The organism is Echinicola sediminis, from assembly GCF_054777495.1.
In genome coordinates this window covers 1-19,158 of the sequence record NZ_BAAHAP010000096.1, presented here as the reverse complement: position 1 = coordinate 19,158, position 19,158 = coordinate 1, and the positions used below count along the sequence as shown (strand labels likewise).

The following is a 19,158-nucleotide window of genomic DNA, read 5'->3' as shown; positions in this document are numbered from 1 at the left end:
CTCTACTGTGGCTTCAACAGTTTTCTCCAAAGCGTCAGGCTTCATCATAATTATGGTTCGTTTAAGTGTTTGGTATAATCAATAAAAATTGACGTTATTAAAATAGCCTATCCTGATCACACTTTCAACAGCTCGCCAATATTTTTAACATATCGTTAATAATAAACCCTATTAGGCAACACAAAAGTAAAATCCCGCGGATATCAATCTTAAAAACCAATCATTCTGGCAATTTCTTTAACTTCGCAATATGCTACTCCAAACCGAAATCCCCATACCTTCCTACAGCCCCTCCATTAGTTATGCCGGAGAAATCCTTTCTATTGGATCCTGCTTTTCAACGGTCATCGGGCAAAAACTGAAGGAAAGAAAATTCCAGGTGCTGAACAATCCCTTTGGAACCATTTTTAACCCGATTTCGATTTTCCGTTTGCTTAGTCATGCCCTGACCAAAACACCACTGCCCCATGAGCTATACCTTGAATTCCAGGGCAGACACCTGCATTATTACTGCCATTCTGATATTTCTGGCAGTTCCAAAGAGGATTTGACCTCTTCTATTGACATGACCTTAAAAAAAACCGGTGACAGTTTAAGATCTGCCACCCATCTTATCATTACGCTGGGGACAGCCCATATTTATGAATTGCTTGCACAAAAGAAAATCGTGGCCAATTGTCATAAACAGCCCGCAAAGCTTTTTGAAAAAAGACGGTTAAGCCTTCAGGAAATCAAAGAGGCCTTTCATGCGCTACACCAACAATTGACTACGATCAACCCCTCCCTCTCCATCATCCTTACCCTTAGTCCTGTCAGGCACATCAAAGATGGTTTGGTGGAAAATCAGTACAGCAAATCGCTTTTGAGGGTAATCTGCGAAGAACTTTCTAGCGGGTATGAGGGGGTCCACTATTTTCCAAGTTATGAAATCATGGTGGATGAACTCAGGGACTATCGCTTTTACAAGGAAGACCTGATCCATCCCAGCAGTCAGGCAGAAAACCATATTTGGGAAAGATTTTCCCAGGCCTTTTTCAGCACCGACACCTTGAAAACCGTTGCCAAAATTGACAATATCCTGACTTCACTGAGGCACAAAGCCTTCAATCCGGAAGGGGACGCCCATCAGCAGTTTCTTAAAAAACTCCTTCATAAAATGGAACAAATGTCCACGGAATTCGATTTTTCAAAAGAAATCGATGGAGTAAAAGCACAACTTGTTTCATAACCGAAAACCACTTTTCCATGGCAAAAACAGCAAACCAACTGATCAACAGTCAAAGCCCTTACCTTCAGCAACATGCTTACAACCCCGTCAACTGGTATCCTTGGGGACCGGAGGCATTGGAGAAAGCAAAAAGTGAAAACAAACCCATACTGGTCTCCATAGGTTATTCAGCCTGTCATTGGTGCCATGTCATGGAACATGAAAGCTTCGAAGATGAGGAAACGGCCGCCATCATGAACGAACACTTTATTGCCATAAAGATTGATCGCGAAGAACGTCCTGACCTGGACAATATCTACATGGACGCCGTGCAGGCCATGGGACTTCAGGGGGGATGGCCCTTGAATGTTTTTTTGATGCCCAACCAAAAGCCTTTTTATGGAGGAACTTACTTCCCAAATCCCAACTGGAAAGGCTTACTTCAAAACATCGCCGAGGCCTATGAAAGCCATCACGATGAGCTTGCCAAAAGTGCTGAAGGCTTTGGGAACAGCATCAGGCTAAAAGAAAGAGAAAAATACCGTTTGATGGAAGACGACACTGCAGTCAGCCAAGAAAAGCTGGAAAAAGCAGTGGCCAACCTTTCCAATCAAATAGACACCAAATGGGGCGGAATGAACCGAACCCCAAAATTCCCTATGCCTTCCATCTGGAACTTCCTATTGGAATATGCCTCCGCAAGACAGGACCAACAGCTTCTCGGCCAGGTACTCCATACCCTCCGAAAAATGGGCATGGGAGGCATTTATGATCATTTGGCTGGTGGATTTGCCCGCTACTCCGTGGACGGGGAATGGTTTGCCCCGCATTTTGAAAAAATGCTCTATGATAATGGCCAGCTTCTTTCACTTTTTGCCAAAGCCTATCAACATAGCAAAGAGGATTTTTTTAAAGAAAAAATCCAAGAAACGGTTAATTGGCTAAAAACGGAAATGCTACAATCAGAGGGAGGCTTTTATGCGGCTTTGGACGCCGACAGTGAAGGAGAAGAAGGGAAATTCTATACTTGGACCTATGATGAGCTGGAAAGCATCTTGGAGGAAAATGAGGTTTGGTTTTACGAACTGTATAATATTTCTGCGAAAGGAAATTGGGAAAACGGCACCAATATCCTCTTTCAAACCGCGTCTTACGAGGATATTGCCGCCAAATACGGTTTTACCTTATCGGCTTTGGACAGCGGCATCCGGCAGATCAAAGAGAGGCTTTTAAAAATCAGAAAAATGAGGCCCCACCCGGGTTTAGATGATAAAATCCTATCGGGCTGGAATGGCTTGGCCATTTCTGGACTGTGCCAGGCATTTTGGGCCACAGGCAACCTTACCGCCAAAGAACTTGCTCTGAACAATGGGGAGTTTCTTATAAATCACATGATCAAGGAAGGCCTTCTCTATCGCTCCTACAAAAACGGGACAGCTTATACCCCTGCCTTTTTAGAGGACTATGCGGCCGTCATACAGGCTTTTATCCATTTGTACCAATTGAGTTTCAAGTCCATCTGGCTGGACAGGGCCAAAGAGCTCACCGATTATACCATGGAATATTTTCTGGATATTGAGGAAGGCTTGTTCTACTTTAACAACCCTCACGTGGAAAAGCTTATCGCCAATAAAAAAGAGATTTTTGACAATGTCATTCCTTCCTCCAATTCCATGATGGCGCACAACCTCCACCAGCTAGGTTTGTATTTTTACGACAACAACTACCTTACCCTTTCTGGAAAATTGCTCAACATTATGAAAAACACCACCATAACAGAACCGGGCTTTCTTTCCAATTGGGCAAACCTTTATCTCCAAAAATTACTTCCAACTGCCGAGATAGGAATAGTAGGCAAAGGGGCCAAAGAAATTGCCAAGGAAATCTTATCCCAGCATATGGGCAGCCTGGTTGTTGCTGCTTCAGAAAAGCAGGGAGCAAGTCTTCCTCTTTTGGAATACAAGGTGGCAGATCCGGACGGAAATGCTTTAATTTACGTTTGCTTTGATAAGACTTGCCAAAACCCGGTAAATGACATAAAAGCAGCCATTAACCAATTCCCCAACTTAGTTCAGTAAATTCTTGGAAAACCTATTTGGAGAAACTTTTGATCAGGAAAACGACCTCTCTACACCGGCTATTTTTGCTGATGTCATCCTTCCTGTACCCATTCCCAAAATGTTCACGTATCGTATTCCTCGGAATTTGGAAAATGCCATTGGAATCGGTTTTAGGGTGATCGTTCAATTCGGACGAAAAAAGGTACTCACGGGCATCATTGGAAAAGTACACCAAAAGCCCCCAAAAGCCTATGAGGCCAAACCCATATTGGAACTGCTGGATGAACAGGCCGTGGTCAATCCTCTCCAAATAAAGTTTTGGTTTTGGATGGCCGAGTATTATTGCTGCCATATTGGTGAAGTGATGAATGCAGCCCTGCCTTCAGGGCTCAAACTCAGCAGCGAAAGTAAGATCCAGCTCAACCCGAAATTTGATCCGGAAAACAACGAAATCCCCATTGATCCCAGGGAACAGACCATTCTGGACGCACTGCAGACCAAAGATGAACTCAGTTACGAAGAATGCGGAAAACTTTTGGGGATCAAATCATCCTATGCCATCATCAAAAGCTTGGTGGCCAAGGAAGCTGTATTGGTTTATGAACTGGTAAAAGAGAAATACAGTCCAAAGGTAGAGTCCAGGATCAGACTATTGGATCCTTATGCTTCTTCGAAAAAAGAGCTGGAGACTCTCTTTGAAAACATAGGCAAAAAGCCGAAACAAGAAGAAGTCCTGCTCAAATACCTGCAAGAAGTAGCCGTATATCAATCTCCCGAAAAAAACGAAAAAGGACTGGACAAGAAGGTCATCTTAGACGCTGGACTGTCATCCAGCTCTCTAAAAACCCTCATCAAGAACAATGTCTTTGAAGAGTTTAAGGTAATCGTCAGCCGTTTTGACCACTTGGACGGTACCAACCAAAAAATAGAACTTGCAGATTTTCAAAAAGAAGGCATCTCTTTGATTAAAGAGCATTTTGAGAAAAAAAATGTGGCCTTGCTCCATGGCATTACGGGAAGCGGGAAAACAGAAGTTTATATTCATCTCATCCAAGAAGTTTTGGAAAGCGGCTCTCAGGTATTGCTCCTATTGCCTGAAATCGCCCTCACTACCCAGATAGTCTCCCGGCTTCAAAAAGTTTTCGGAAGCCAAATGGGAATTTATCATTCCAAATTCTCCGACAATGAACGTGTAGAAGTCTGGCAAGGCGTGCTCAGCGGAAAATACTCCTTTGTGGTTGGAGTAAGGTCTTCCATCTTTTTGCCCTTTGACAGTTTGGGTTTAGTGATTGTGGACGAAGAGCATGAAGCTTCTTTCAAGCAATTTGACCCGGCTCCTAGATTCCAGGCCCGGGATGCTGCCATCATGCTTGCCTGGCTCCACCAGGCCAAAACATTATTGGGAAGTGCCACCCCTTCCTTTGAGTCCTATTATAATGCACGAATGGAAAAATATGGTTATGTGCACTTGAACCAACGATTTGGGGAAGCACAGCTCCCCACTTACCATCTTGCGGATATTAAGACCGACAAAAAGAAAAACCTCCTGAAGCTGGACTTCACCAGACTCATGCGCGAAAAAATCCAGGAAGCACTCAACAAGCAGGAACAGGTTCTGATCTTCCAGAACCGAAGAGGCTACGCCCCGTACATGACCTGTGAAGAATGTGGCTGGATCCCCGAGTGTGAGCATTGTGATGTGAGCCTTACTTACCACCAGTTTACCGAAGAAATGCGGTGCCATTACTGTGGATTCAAAGAACAGATCCCTCGCTCCTGCCCGGCCTGCGGAAGCCATGAACTGACTACCGTAGGCATGGGCACGGAACGTATCGAAGAGACGCTTTCCCTCTTGTTTCCTGAAGCGCGGATAGCACGTATGGACCTGGACACCACCAGAAGCAAATACGCCTACCAAAAACTTTTGGATGACTTCGGCTCGGGAAACCTGGACATTTTGGTCGGTACACAGATGATCACCAAGGGACTGGATTTTGACAATGTCACTGTAGTAGGGATTGTAGATGCTGACCGCATCCTTTATTTTCCTGATTTTCGGGCCGGTGAAAGGGCTTTCCAGCAAATCACCCAGGTGGCAGGAAGAGCTGGCCGAAGAAACCGCAAAGGAGATGTAATTATTCAAACACGAAAACCTGACCATGACCTTTTCAAACAGATTATCCTTGGAGACTACCAGCAGTTCTACCTCAATGAGATGAGCGAAAGACAGCGCTTTTTCTATCCCCCACTGGTCAAAAACATCAAGATCACCATCAAACATAAAGAGGTCAAAGCTGCGGAACTTGCCGCCAGGAACCTGGCCAATCTGCTCAAAGAAATCCCGGTAAAAAAAATAATACTGGGACCAGAAAAAGCCCTGATTGGCAAAATCAAGAACCATTACCTGTTTGACATCTTGGTCAAGCTGGACAAGACCGCACAGGCGCCGGCTACCTTCAAGCACGAACTCTCATTTTTGTTGGAAGAGCTACGGAACCAAAAGCAGTTCAAATCTGCACGTTTTGTAGTAGATGTCGACCCGTATTAGGCAGATCAGCCATGAAAAAAGAGGGGCCATAAGGCAAATTGACTGCTTTATGGAAGATTTCATATATTTCACCATTATGCTTCCTGAAAGCTTGAACATAATCTTTAATTTTTCATAACTTTAAGCCTTCAACCTATTAAACCAAAAAGAATGAAAATTGCTCTAATCGCCCACGATGGAAAAAAAGCCGATATGGTACATTTTCTTAGTGGATTTAAGGACCGGTTATCGGGTATAGACATCCAACTTTTCGCCACTGGCACCACCGGGTCACACATAGAGAGGGCTGGTTTTAACGTAAAGAAACTGATGTCAGGCCCTTATGGGGGGGACGCTCAAATCGCAGCCATGGCCGCTCAAAAAGAACTTGATTTAGTGGTCTTCTTTAGAGATCCTTTGGACAAACATCCTCATGAGCCGGATGTACAAATGTTGATGAGAATTTGCGACGTGCACAATATACCTTTGGCAACGAATCTAGCTTCAGCTGAATTGATGTTTAAACAACTAACGGTGGTCCCACAAAATGGAGAATAAAACAATCAAGAAAATCGGTGTTTTGACTTCTGGAGGAGATGCTCCGGGCATGAATGCTGCTATACGGGCTGTCGTACGCTGTGCTTTTTATTACAATCTCGAGGTTTATGGAATTTCCAGGGGATATGAGGGAATGATCCAAAACGATATCCGAAAGCTGGAAAGCAAGGATATCGCTTATATCCTGGAAAGAGGGGGTACCTTTCTTAAATCCGCGAGGAGTCTGGAGTTCCGTACTCCAGAAGGGCGTAAGAAGGCCTATGAAAACCTTGAAAAACATGGAATCAATGCCTTGGTGGTAATCGGTGGTGACGGTTCCTTGACCGGTGCCCACCTTTTCTATAAAGAATATGGCATCCCGGCCATTGGATTGCCTGGGACCATTGATAACGACCTTTCAGGAACGGATAACACCATTGGCTTTGACACGGCCTGTAACACGGCCATAGAAGCCATTGATAAAATACGGGATACAGCCACCTCTCATGACCGTCTTTTCTTTGTGGAAGTGATGGGAAGGGACTCTGGATTCATCGCCATCAATGCCGGAATCGGCAGTGCTGCCGCAGCCACTCTCATTCCTGAAAAGAAAATGCCTGTAGAAACGTTGATCGAACGGCTTAAATCGCGTGAAATTGCAAAGAAACAGGCAAACGTAGTGATTGTAGCTGAAGGAGGGAAAAGCGGGGGTGCTTTGGAAATCTCCAAAAAGGTGAAAAAGCATCTTCCGAATTACGACATCAAAGTAACCATATTGGGTCACTTACAAAGAGGGGGATCCCCTACATCATACGACCGTGTTTTGGCCAGCAAACTTGGCGTGGCTGCCGTCGAAGGTCTTATCCAAGGCAAATGCGATGTCATGGCAGGTGTCATCAATAACAAAGTGGTGTACACCCCTATCAAACGTGCCATTGTAGACGACAAAGAAGTAGACGAAGAAGATTTCAGAGTAGCAAAAATCCTATCTACCTGATTCTTGCAGAAACAATACCCATGTCAAACCGAACAGCAATACTGTTCGGTTTTGTTTTTTTAGGCTGAAATCAGAACGGATAACCTATCGCAAAATTGAAAATAAAGTTTTCCCTTCTCCAATTACGGTCAAAAAAGGCAAACTCATTCTGCCACCTCTCCCCTTCCTCTAAATACGGCTTCCTCAAAGGAGTCGCAAAATCGAATCGGATCACAAAAAACTCAATATCCACCCGCAAGCCAAATCCCGCACCTATCCCCAGTTCCTTCCACCAAGAGCCCGAAAACTTCCCACCTGGCAGGGCCTCATTCTCATTCATTAACCATACATTTCCAGCATCCAGAAACAGTGCTCCTTTCAAATAGGAAAATAAAGGAAAACGGTATTCAAGGTTTCCTTCCAGCTTGATGTCTCCTACTTGTTCAAAATAAGATTGGTTATTGACCGTATCAGACCGGTAAGTCCCCGGCCCCAGAGCCCTGATCCTAAAAGCCCTTACACTATTGGGGCCACCGGTAAAATATTGTTTGACATAAGGCAAAGAGATAGAATTCCCATAAGGCAAGCCCACTCCTCCAAACAAACGGGCAGCCAACAGCTGCTCTCCTCCCAACTTCAGGTGGTACCTAAAATCCAAATCTGCCCTTCCATATTGGGCATACTCCATTCCAAAAATCTTTCCGGGGTTGGCTTCACTCTTTGCTCCATCCATAAGCCCGATTAAGTTTCCCGCCATATCCAAGGTAAGCCCGGCAAAGATTTTATGTTTACGAAACAAATCCCCCAACTGATTGTAATGAAAATTATAATTCATCCCGGCGATAAACTGCTGATCAAAACTCCTCCTCAAAAAAGGATTTTGATTCAGGATCTCTTCAAACTCGGGAGAAGAATCGGATAAGTTGACCACACTTAGGCTTATGGGGTTGATCTCATGATAAACAAAACGATTGGCATTCCAGAAATAGCCATAACTGGTGGAAACAGAGTTCAGCCGATAAAGTCCTATCCTGTTGAGCGATTCTCCCCCCAAGCTGATCTTGGTTTTTGGGACAGAATAACTAAAGCGTTCTTGGATAGGGATGAAAAAAATCACTCGGGGAAAGGTCAAATCCGTCTTGAGTCCGATATCATAGGTGCTCAGCCCCGTCCTATCGCCGCCGGCAATTTGCGTTTCATAGCCAAATTTTGCCGATATATTCAATGTTTCGCCTCCTTTAAAGAGATTTCTGTTTCTGTAGGTCGCCAGTACTGCCGGGCCCAAAAAGTTATTGGATTTGGAAAGTCCCTGCAGCTCAAACCTTAACGATCGCTTCTTTAGGGGGGACAAGTATATCCCCGCATCCAGCTTCCGGGGTTCCAATCCATCCGCGCTGTCCTTTTCAGTATATTTTAGATTTACGTAACGATAATTCCCAATTGAGGAGAGCCTGTTGCTGGTTAACCTTGACTGTTCGGAACTGTATTTTTCCCCTTCTGCTATTAATATGTAATTCTCCAGCAACTTCGGCTTAAACACCAATTCATCTTGGATAAACTCCATTTCTTTAACCACTGTCGTATCCTGCTGCTTATCATTTTCGCTCAAGGAATAATTGGGGTAGATTCGGATCTGATCTATTTCATAAGGAACTATGGCACTTTCTGGGACATTTTGTTTGAGCCTCAAAAAAAGATCAAATCTCCGATCATTGTAGTTGTTCGTGTCCGCTTCAAAAATCAAATACTCATCATTGAAATTGTAATATCCCCGCAGCCTCAATTCATCGTCAATTCTGGTTCGCTCAGTCTTAAATTTCCCCAATTCAAACCTTTCTCCTTTCTTAAAGTCTGTCTCTTTTAAGATATCGGCTATTTCCTTGTGAATGCCCAGGGAATCGCCGATCAGTTTAAATTCTTCCATCAAATAAGGCTTGCTTACATTCACCTGATAGCTGACACTGGCAAATTTTCCTTTTACCGATGGTGTCGAAACTGCAGAAGAATAGAAAAAGCCATTGTTTTCTAACCTGTTTAGAAGAATTTCCTCCGTTTTGCTGGTATTCACCTGACTGAAATACACCGGCTCCTCACCGATTTTCTTTTTCAGAAACTTGTTTATAAATCCTGGTCTGTCCTTACTCCCCTTATAATATGCCCAAAGTCCAATTCGCATGCCCAAAAACGAATTATTGGGTGTGGGCTGTATTACCTGCTCCAGCCTTTGTTGAATTTTTCTCAAGCTTTTATCCCCAACACCTTCGGTGGACTCGACCTCAAGCTCGGCTCCCGTATAAAGCTGCTCTCCTTCAGGAATAAATTTGGTTACCCCACAGGAAGTGAGTACCGTAAAAAGCAGCCCCCATAAAAATGGATTTCTCTTTATAATCATTGGTTCTCCTCTTTTTTCTCATTGGACAAGGTTTCCTTCTCTTCAGTAGCCTCACTCTTCTCCTGCTCTATCTTTTCCCCTTTCCAAAACTCATGAAATTTGTTAAACTCCCTGTTCAGAATAAAGGCTATTCCGGTCACAATCAACTGACCGTCAATGACACTTTCAAACTGATTTCTTCTGAAGCCTCTAATTCGGTACCTCCCGCTTTCCGTCAATAGGTACTCGATATTGACATTGCCAAATACCGCATTGTTACTTTGGGAGTTTTGACTTGCCCCTTCCAGATCCATTTGACTCCCCACCTGGACGATCAGTCGATCATTAAACAACCTCTTTTTCGCACTGACATTCAGCTGGGTTCGATCCCCCTGACCATCCGAATAGCTATCCAAATCAAAATCCAATTCAAATCCAGAATTCCCCAGCACATTGCTCGAGAGTGCATTTAACTGGCTGGAAAGCATCTGGCTTACGCTTGACCTGGCCATGCCCGCGGTTCCTCCGGCTGCTCCGTTCCCCCCAGTGGTAGGCAAAAATTTCTGCATGACCAACAAGGAGAAAACCTGCCTGTTCAGCTCTCCCTCCTCGCCATTCACTTGCTGAATCCTGGAATAAACATTGCCTCCCAGGACTCCTTGACTGTCTTCCGGCATATCCAACTGAAAAAAGATTTGGGGTCTTAGCAATTCTCCTTTCACATTCAGGTAGACCATAAAAGGTAAACGCTGGCTGTATTGGTTGGCTACATCCGCACTCAGGCCTGAAATCTGGGTGGCCATAAGATCACTTGCATCCGTCTTCACTTCATAGGAAGCAGTAATATTCAGATCAGCATCCATAGGATCACCTTTCCATGTAATGCTGCTCCCTTTTAAAATATCAAATTTCCTGCTCACCAAATTATAAAGACTCATTTCATAATGCCCCTTCTCCAACTCATAAACTCCTGAAAGGTTCATCTGTCCATTAGGGAATACGGAGAGGTTGAGGTCTGCTTCACCGGCAATCATGAGATTATCCCCAGAGCGCTCATCTATCACCACCCTAAAAATTGCCTCAGGATCAATTTGTAAAACTGCCTGCACATCCACCCCGGTAAAAGGTGATGAAACATGCTCTTGGGCTGTTTTTGTCAGGATATCATTGGGATTGTCACGATCCACAATCAAGACGACTCCTTCGCGCTCCACTACCTCCAATTCCTCCTCTGGTATCACAAAGGTGAGGTCCGTACCTTCGTTGACCTTCAAGCGCGCCACTACCTTGGGAAGATTCATATTCCCTGTGATCTGTACATCGGCATTGAGATTGGCTTTACCATAAAAAAGTTCATTATCCTCACTGTCCGAATCCAATAACTGGAATTTTTCGGCAGCGAGGTTTAAATCAAATCCTATATTGGTAAAGTCTTCCGTATCGATTTTACCGTCCAAGATAAAGTTATTTCCCTGGGCATCTTTAAAAGTGGCTTGATCAAAATAAACACCCTGCTCGTCTACCCGCAAAGGCTGGACAGGCAAGTTGTATACCGCATTTAAGGTCGTGATATTCACCGCGGCATCTTCAAAGCGGAACTCTCCTTGATATTTTGGGGAAGCAGTGCTCCCCTTGACCGTTAGATTTCCCTGAAGGCTTCCCTTGGCGTCGCTCAACTGATCAGGGATCAACTTTTCCAGTACCTTAAGTTCAAATTGGTTAAGAGCTAGTTTCAAATCGAGGTTGGTCCCCGCTTCTTCTGCCACATAATCACCATTTAAATTCAAATCGATTCCTTTGTCCTTTAGGGCCAGATCAAAATCATAGGCCGCTCTCCCTTTGGATTTGGCATTTATAGCTAAATTCCCCAGTTCTGCCCCCAAGGCCTTCATTTCTTTGACCTCCAAATCGGCCACCAGGCCCATTGCTCCAAAAGGGTTTTCGATAATGAAATCCCCCTGCATCCTTCCCTCAAGTAATAAGGTGTCCGGATTTAACAGGCTCATGACCGAGGCCAGCTGAAAACCTTCAAACGAAACGCCTACCTGCTCTTCATCCTCTTCATTGAGTGAATTGCTAAAAGTGATTTTTTGCCCATTTTGCGTAAAGGAAAAATCATCAAAGGTCAGCGATCGCCTTGCAAAAGACAATTTGTTGACCGAAGGCGCAGTCCATTCTTTTTTGTTTACAATAAGTCCTTCTGGTAGAACATGAAAATCCAGGGTATCCCCTCTATTCCTGAGCGTTGACTTGATAGCATACATGAGTTCTTCCCCATCAAAAGATTGGAAATCCATATCCAGCATGTTTTCTCTCAGTTCCGCCGTCAGCTTGGTTCTTCCCATGGCCACGGGTTCAGCATCCAGCCCTGCGATTCCCAAGCCCAGCAGCATCTCCCGTCCATCCCCAGTGACATTTACTTCCAAACTGTCCAAAGTGATGGAATTATACTCCATATAGGGCAAGGTCACTTTGGCCGCAACCTGCTCCTTATGTTCATTGAAATTAATGGCTACTCCTATGGAATCGAGCTTTTCAAGACCTTCCAAAAATACCTGATCCAACACTGGAGCTCTTTTAAAGGCCAAGTTTAAATCCAAATTAATGGCGGATTCCTTTGCACTATCTACCATCGTGGAATCAGCCTCCAAGGATTCATTAAAATACCTTGTAAAATGCTCTTTCATACTCACTGTTATCTCCTCGGGTGATGCATTTGATCTTAAATACCCGTTCAGCATAAGGCTGCGGATATCCATGCTGGTACTATCTGGTCTGACCATGGCCTGAAGGTCAAAATTCCCCAAAGGATAGGATCTATCTTCATAGACCACTAAACCATTGGTTAGTGTTGTGGAGAGGTCAAACGCCTCCGGAGTGCCTTCAAAATCAGCTTTTAGGTTAAGCTTTGCCCTTATGTCTTTCTCATGAAGGCCCAGTGCCCGCAAATTTGCTCCCCGTAAATCCAACTCAGCCAAATAGCGTGAATCGGCAGAGTCAAGATGAAGGCCGACCGATAAATCCATATCGAGATTTTCATCGCTAAAGGCCAGTTCCACTTTACCCTGACCGTTTTCCATATTGCCCCTCAGTGCCAAGCCCGAAAAATCATAACCTTTATAATTCAGCTCACTGAAGTTGGAGCTTAGTTTACCGTTCAGTTCTTCCAGAGATTCCCCTTTTCCGGTCGCAGAAATATCAAAGGTCAAGGTTCCCAAGCCCCTTCCGGGCAGCAACTTCTCTAGCAACAATTTTTCCCCTTCAAGCATGGCATCAAACGCCATTGTTTCCGCATCCAGGTATTTCCCCTTCAAACGGATTTTCCCCTCTGGCATGCTAATCCTTGCCTCAGCGACCATATCCTGCAATGAACCCTTAATTTGACTTTCCAAAGTCAAATTTTCCGGAAACTTCACCCCATAAGCTTGTTCATTTGCAAACTGCCTTATGTCCCGCCGAACCGTAGCAAAGTTCAATTCGCTTAGATCCAGGTAAAGATGCTCCTCATCCAAAGGCTGGATAACCTTTCCTTTTGTACTAAAACGCGTTTTATCCCCCCAGTTTACTTTGGCATCTGTCAGTTCAAATTCAGACAAACTTCCTGCTGCTTCAATATTTCCAAAAACATGTTTTTTGGACAGCGCCATGACATATGGATCTCCTCTTAGCTCAGGTAATAATGGCAACAACTCGTTTACATCAATATCAAACCTTGAAAGACTCACCGAGAAACCGGAATGATCAGGATATTCGATCAGCTCCTGAATAGAGGAATAAGAAAGTTTCAGGTCAGCCATCACCTGGCTATGCCCCAAGGATAATTCCAAATCCTCCAAATCCATGGAATTTTCGGCTATCCCCAACTGAAAAGCAAAGGCCTTTAGATCAAACCCGCTCTTTTCTTTAAAATCCAATCGGTTCAATGCTATCCCTGCCCCGGCCTGATTCAGATAAACTTGGGAGGCCCCCAAGTTAAAATCAGTCAATTGGACCGCACTGGGATTAAAACGACCTTCCCGGACGCTTTCGTCTCCCATGATCATTGACATTTCATTGTTCTCCAAGGCAATCGAGTTGACATCCACGATCCACTCCGGCCACTGAAAGCCCGAGGAAGTATCCGATGAAACAGCCTCCTCACTCGAGGGCTCGTTTCCAACTGCGGGGAGCTTAACGGCTATTTTGGAATCCTTCAACTCAATGGTACGAAGGTCGATTTTCTGAGATTCCAAATTGGCCTCTGGTAACTCCACCAAAAAGTCACCAAGGATTACATCTGCTTTGATCTGGTCAGGCAAGGATTCATAAAATGCCTTTACATTCTCTATTTGGAAATGATCCAGGATCACCAGGGGCATCGGAGCATCAACTTCCTCTTCCTCCGTGGGGGCAAACGGCTTGGACTGACGGTAATAGGCCTCGGTATCCCGGAATTGAAAATCACTGATATAAAAATTCATTTTGTTCAGGTCCAGCTTTTCCACTTTCACCATCAACTCTCCCAGCTTAAGATGACTGTCAATCCCCATCACCCCATCTTGGTAAACCAAATCAAAATTCCTTAACTCAATTGGCCCAATTTCTATATCAGGAAAACCTTCATTCACATCAGGCTTTTCTTCAGCTTTTGCACTAACAGTATCTGGGGAACTGAAAGCATCCAGCAAAAAATCAAAATTAAAGTCCTGGCTTTGCTCGTCTCTTCTAACGGCGGCCTTTAACCCGTCCCATGAAAGTTTGCTTAAGTGGATGTCTCCCTCTTTTAATAAAGGCAAAATTTCCACACCGGTTTCCAGTTTATTTGAAAAAACCAAGGTATCTCCCTGCTGGTCTTCCAGATAAAGCCCTTTTAAATACAAATTCCCCGAGAAAGTGACATAAAGCTTTTCCAACTCCACCTTGGTATTTGTCTTGGTCGAAACGTAAGCAACTGCCTTTTCCACAATAATATCCTGTCCCCAGGGACTTCGAATAAAAAGGAGGGCAAGCACTATCAGCAGGAAAAGCGCTAAAAACGCGATCCCCAACACCTTGAAAACTTTATATAATATCTTATTTATTTTATCCAAAATATCCGTGAAGTTATTATTTCAAAGATAATAAGTTAAATTCATCCTAAACCAATTGTTTAAAGGAACTAAAAAGTTTTCCGGCAGACCGTGACCTGCCCCTTTATAACAACCTTATGCTTCATAACCATGTCACCGGAAAGATGTTAAAACGGTCACCCAGAATGATGATAGCGATAAACTCCTTTGGCCAAAAGCAACAGCCAAGGTATCTTCCCTGAATTTAAAACAACAAGCTTCTCACAGCGTAAACATTAATAGATAAAAGTCTGTCATTTTGTCGGTATTTTATTAATTTCGCATCTCAAATTGATTGAAAGAGTGATATGGAGAATATTATCAAGGATATCGACATCATTCCTGCTGAAGAGGCGCAGGCATGTGATTTCAAAACCACAGAGGAGGAGAATACCGGAAAGCACAAAAAGCTTTACATAGAAAGTTATGGCTGTCAGATGAATTTCTCAGACAGTGAAATTGTAGCTTCCATCATGAAGGAAAACGGTTTTGATACCACTTCCAATTTCGAGCAAGCAGATGTGATCTTTCTCAACACCTGCTCTATCAGAGAAAAAGCGGAACTGACGGTGAGGAAGCGCCTCAGCCAGTTTAACTCCATCAAGCGTGAAAAACCGGAGATTACCATCGGCGTATTGGGCTGCATGGCAGAAAGACTTAAGGACAAGCTGCTGGAGGAAGAAAAACTGGTAGATGTGGTAGTCGGTCCCGATGCTTACAGGGATCTTCCCAACTTGGTAAAAGGTGCAGAAGAAGGCGACAAAGGCGTCAACACCTTCCTATCTAGGGAAGAAACTTACGCTGACATCAGCCCGGTAAGGCTAAACTCCAACGGGATCAGTGCTTTCATCTCCATTATGAGAGGCTGTGACAATATGTGCTCTTTTTGTGTAGTGCCATTCACAAGAGGAAGGGAAAGAAGCCGCGATCCACACTCCATCGTTGCGGAAGCCCAGTCCTTATTTGAGCAAGGTTTCCGGGAAGTGACCCTTTTGGGCCAAAACGTAGACAGCTACAAATGGTCTCCTGAGGAGAACAATAAGGCAAGACTCAATAAACAAGAAGAGGCCGTAAGCGAGGTGATCAATTTCGCCCATCTTCTCGAAATGGTGGCCAAGGTAGCCCCTAAACTTAGGGTAAGGTTTTCCACTTCACATCCAAAAGACATCACGGATGAGGTATTGTACACCATGAAGAAGTACGACAATATCTGTAAATACATCCACTTACCGGTCCAAAGCGGCAATTCCAGGGTACTGGAGCTAATGAACAGGACCTATGATCGCGAATGGTACTTGGAAAGAGTGGCCAAAATCAGAGAAATTCTCGGCCAGGAATGCGGCATTTCCTCTGATATGATTGCCGGTTTCTGTTCTGAAACAGAAGAAGAGCATCAAGAAACACTGAGCTTGATGGACATCGTAAAATACGATTTCTCTTACATGTTTTACTATTCTGAAAGACCGGGAACCTTGGCCGCAAAAAAATACGAGGATGACATTCCCCTGGACACCAAAAAAAGGAGGCTTCAGGAAATCATCTCCAAGCAATCCCAGCATTCCTTGGAAAGGAACCAAATGGATTTAGGACAAATCCAGGAGGTACTGGTCGAAGGCTATTCCAAGCGGTCAGAAGAACAATTGAAAGGCAGAAATTCTGCCAATAAAGTGGTGATTTTCCCGAAAGGGGCTTATCAAAAAGGAGAATATGTCCGTGTCAAAATCAATGACTGCACTGCAGCCACTTTATTTGGCGAAGTAGTTTCATAATCTCCCTAAACTCTATATGATGATTACAGACGCGGAAGTCTTATCCATAAAGCAACGCTTCGGCATTATCGGCAACAGCCCATTACTAAACCATGCCATCCGGGTAGCCATGCAGGCTGCTCCGACAGACATGACCGTACTGATCACCGGTGAAAGCGGAAGCGGTAAGGAATCCTTTTCCAAAATCATCCATTCCATCAGTAAGCGTAAGCATGGGAAATTTATTGCCATCAACTGCGGGGCCATTCCGGAAGGCACCATAGACTCGGAACTTTTCGGCCATGAAAAAGGATCCTTTACCGGTGCCCATGAGGCCAGGAAAGGCTATTTTGAGGTTACAGACGGAGGTTCCATCTTTCTGGATGAAATCGGGGAAATGCCCTTGGGCACACAAGCCAGGTTGTTGAGGGTATTGGAAAACGGTGAATTCATCAAAGTGGGTTCTTCCAAAGTCCAAAAAACCGATGTCAGGGTCATTACAGCCACCAATGTCAATCTTTTCAAAGCCGTAGAAAAAGGTAAATTCCGGGAAGACCTTTACTATCGACTCAATACCGTGCCCATCTTTGTGCCGCCTTTGCGGGAACGCGGAGAGGACATCATCCTACTTTTCCGAAAATTCACTACGGATTTTTCAGAAAAGTACCATGTCCGTCCCGTTTCCCTGGACAATGAAGCCAAAGAGCTGTTGATGAAATTCCCCTTCAAAGGAAATATCCGGCAACTCAAAAATTTATCCGAACAGATTTCGTTATTGGAGGAGCACAGGGAACTGGATGCCATCACCTTGGCAAAATACCTACCGGCTGATGAATCCAACCTCCCCGCACCATATGGACAGGGAGAAGGCAAAGGGGGCGATACTTCTAGTGACTTTTCGGAAAGAGAAATCCTGTACAAGGTGCTCTTTGACATGAAAAAAGACATGACCGACTTAAAGAAGCTGGTCTTGGACAGTTATCAGTCCGGAGGGATCAATTCCAATATCATCAAAAAGCACCATTCCCTTTTCGAGGACATGGACACTTCTGTTTCTTTTGAAGAGAGCTCTTCCAAGCAGCAATCTTCCATGCCGATCGTGTTGGAATCCGGGCACTCTTCTTCCCAAGGTGACGACTATGACGACGAAGGGATTGAGGACATCATCCACGAAGAAGATGACAATTCCCTTTCGATAGAAAAGAAAGAAAAAGAACTGATCATCAAGGCACTGAGAAAGCATAACAACAAGCGGAAATATGCGGCTCAGGATTTGGGTATATCTGAAAGAACCCTCTACCGTAAAATCAAACAGTATGATATCAATGAGTAAAACCAAACTCATTATCGGCTTACTTCTTTGTCCTGTCATGTTCTTCTCAGGCTGTAAAGTTGAATACAGTTTCACAGGAACCACGCTGGACTATAATGTCACTCAGACATTCTCAGTGGCCAATTTCTTCAATGATTCCGGGGGAGGGCCAGCCAATATGGGACAAAACTTCACCGAATCGCTGAAAGATTACTTTCAGCGGAACACACAGCTGGAGCTTGTTCAAAACAACGGTGACCTGCAGTTTGAAGGGGCCATCACGCGCTATACGCTTACTCCTCAGGCGACAGTGACCAGCACCGATTCCAACCTGCCGGACAGGGCCGGGCAGATGAGGCTTACCATCGCCGTGGAAGTCAATTATATGAACCTTTCCAATGAAGAGGAGGATGCCAAAAAGACCTTTTCCTTCTATCAGGATTATGATCCCAGAAACACTTCCCTGCTTACTGTAGAAACAGAGCTAATCGATATTATATTCGAAAACATCATCCAGGATATTTTCACCTCGACTGTGGCCAATTGGTAAATTTCTTTATCTTAGGAATCTTAATAAAACGGAAAAACTTGTGAATGCAGCGGAACTCATAAAGATTATTCAAAAAGGCAACTCTTTGGAAAAGGATGATTTCAGGGCTTTGATCAAGCTTCATGAAACCTTTCCTTACTTCCTGGTTCCTAAAGTGCTGGCTGCAAAATACGAGAAAAACATCTCCCAAGGTGAGTCAAAAGAACTCCTCCATTGGGCAGCTGTTCAAAGTCCTGACCGCTCCTGGCTGAAAAAGCTGATCACTGAAGAGATCCAATTCGTAACTTCCTCTACCGAAGCAGTAAAAACGCCGCCTTTGGCAGAAGAAGCGGACAGTTCCAGCCCAGTAGCCATAAAACAAAGCACTCCTGCACAGGATGACAATGAAAGTGATGACACCACAAAATCCGCAACAGATCATGGCAGCAGAGCAGAAATTTTAAAAAAGCTAGAAGAAAACCTCCATAAATTAAAAAAACAAGAGCCAGAAAAAAACACCGGCGAAAAAGATAAAGCCGAAGAAAAAAACACAGATAAGCCCACAGCTTCCCCCGCCCAGAATGCCAGCAAGCCGGTGCGTAAAAAGAAAAAAACCGGCGATGACTTGATCGAAACCATAATGAAAAAAGAGAAAAAAGTCATCAAAGATGCCAAAAAACAAGAACAAATAGACATCATCAAAGCCTTTAGTAAAAAGGAAATCAAACTGGCAACGATCAAGGAAAATGAGGAAAACAATAAAATCCAAGATCTTTCCGTACAGAGCACACAATTAAGTGACAA

The 19,158-nt window shown here is 44.2% G+C and carries 11 protein-coding genes; 9 read left to right on the top strand and 2 right to left on the bottom strand.

Translation table 11 applies throughout. From position 1 onward, the window contains the following. Window positions 1–250: 250 nt before the first annotated feature. The 5 genes from ACYVAA_RS18805 to pfkA all read left to right on the top strand — a co-directional run bounded on the left by ACYVAA_RS18805 (window position 251) and on the right by pfkA (window position 7,328). Window positions 251–1,228 (top strand): GSCFA domain-containing protein, encoded by a 978-nt coding sequence (locus tag ACYVAA_RS18805; protein WP_460544705.1) that lies wholly within the window; start codon window positions 251–253, stop codon window positions 1,226–1,228. Window positions 1,229–1,245: 17 nt separating this feature from the next. Next, window positions 1,246–3,285 (top strand): thioredoxin domain-containing protein, encoded by a 2,040-nt coding sequence (locus ACYVAA_RS18800; RefSeq protein ID WP_460544703.1) that lies wholly within the window; start codon window positions 1,246–1,248, stop codon window positions 3,283–3,285. A 4-nt stretch (window positions 3,286–3,289) separates the two neighbouring features. Continuing rightward, window positions 3,290–5,815, top strand: coding sequence for a primosomal protein N' (priA, locus tag ACYVAA_RS18795; RefSeq protein WP_460544701.1), 2,526 nt, complete (start codon window positions 3,290–3,292; stop codon window positions 5,813–5,815). 150 nt (window positions 5,816–5,965) lie between these two features. Further along, window positions 5,966–6,352, top strand: coding sequence for a methylglyoxal synthase (locus ACYVAA_RS18790; protein WP_460544699.1), 387 nt, complete (start codon window positions 5,966–5,968; stop codon window positions 6,350–6,352). Further along, window positions 6,342–7,328: an ATP-dependent 6-phosphofructokinase gene (gene pfkA / locus ACYVAA_RS18785; RefSeq protein WP_460544697.1), complete on the top strand. Its 987-nt coding sequence runs from the start codon at window positions 6,342–6,344 to the stop codon at window positions 7,326–7,328. The genes ACYVAA_RS18790 and pfkA overlap by 11 nt, the downstream gene beginning before the upstream one ends. A gap of 70 nt (window positions 7,329–7,398) precedes the next feature. Here pfkA and tamL read toward each other — a convergent pair whose 3' ends face one another. Next, window positions 7,399–9,699 (bottom strand): BamA/TamA family outer membrane protein, encoded by a 2,301-nt coding sequence (gene tamL / locus ACYVAA_RS18780; RefSeq protein ID WP_460544695.1) that lies wholly within the window; start codon window positions 9,697–9,699, stop codon window positions 7,399–7,401. Then, complete coding sequence (locus tag ACYVAA_RS18775) at window positions 9,696–14,747, bottom strand: translocation/assembly module TamB domain-containing protein (protein WP_460544693.1); 5,052 nt, start codon at window positions 14,745–14,747, stop codon at window positions 9,696–9,698. The genes tamL and ACYVAA_RS18775 overlap by 4 nt, the downstream gene beginning before the upstream one ends. A gap of 326 nt (window positions 14,748–15,073) precedes the next feature. Between ACYVAA_RS18775 and miaB the strand changes: the two genes are divergently transcribed. The 4 genes from miaB to ACYVAA_RS18755 form a co-directional block, all read left to right on the top strand. Then, window positions 15,074–16,534 carry a MiaB/RimO family radical SAM methylthiotransferase gene (miaB, locus tag ACYVAA_RS18770; protein ID WP_460544691.1) on the top strand — a complete coding sequence of 487 codons (1,461 nt, stop codon included), beginning with the start codon at window positions 15,074–15,076 and terminating at the stop codon, window positions 16,532–16,534. A gap of 19 nt (window positions 16,535–16,553) precedes the next feature. Then, window positions 16,554–17,846: a sigma-54 interaction domain-containing protein gene (locus tag ACYVAA_RS18765; protein ID WP_460544708.1), complete on the top strand. Its 1,293-nt coding sequence runs from the start codon at window positions 16,554–16,556 to the stop codon at window positions 17,844–17,846. Further along, entirely contained in the window at window positions 17,839–18,375 is a 537-nt protein-coding gene (locus ACYVAA_RS18760) for an LptE family protein (RefSeq protein ID WP_460544689.1), read from the top strand. The genes ACYVAA_RS18765 and ACYVAA_RS18760 overlap by 8 nt, the downstream gene beginning before the upstream one ends. 40 nt (window positions 18,376–18,415) lie before the next feature. Beyond that, window positions 18,416–19,158: hypothetical protein (locus ACYVAA_RS18755; protein WP_460544687.1), on the top strand; the 743-nt coding region annotated here is incomplete at its 3' end.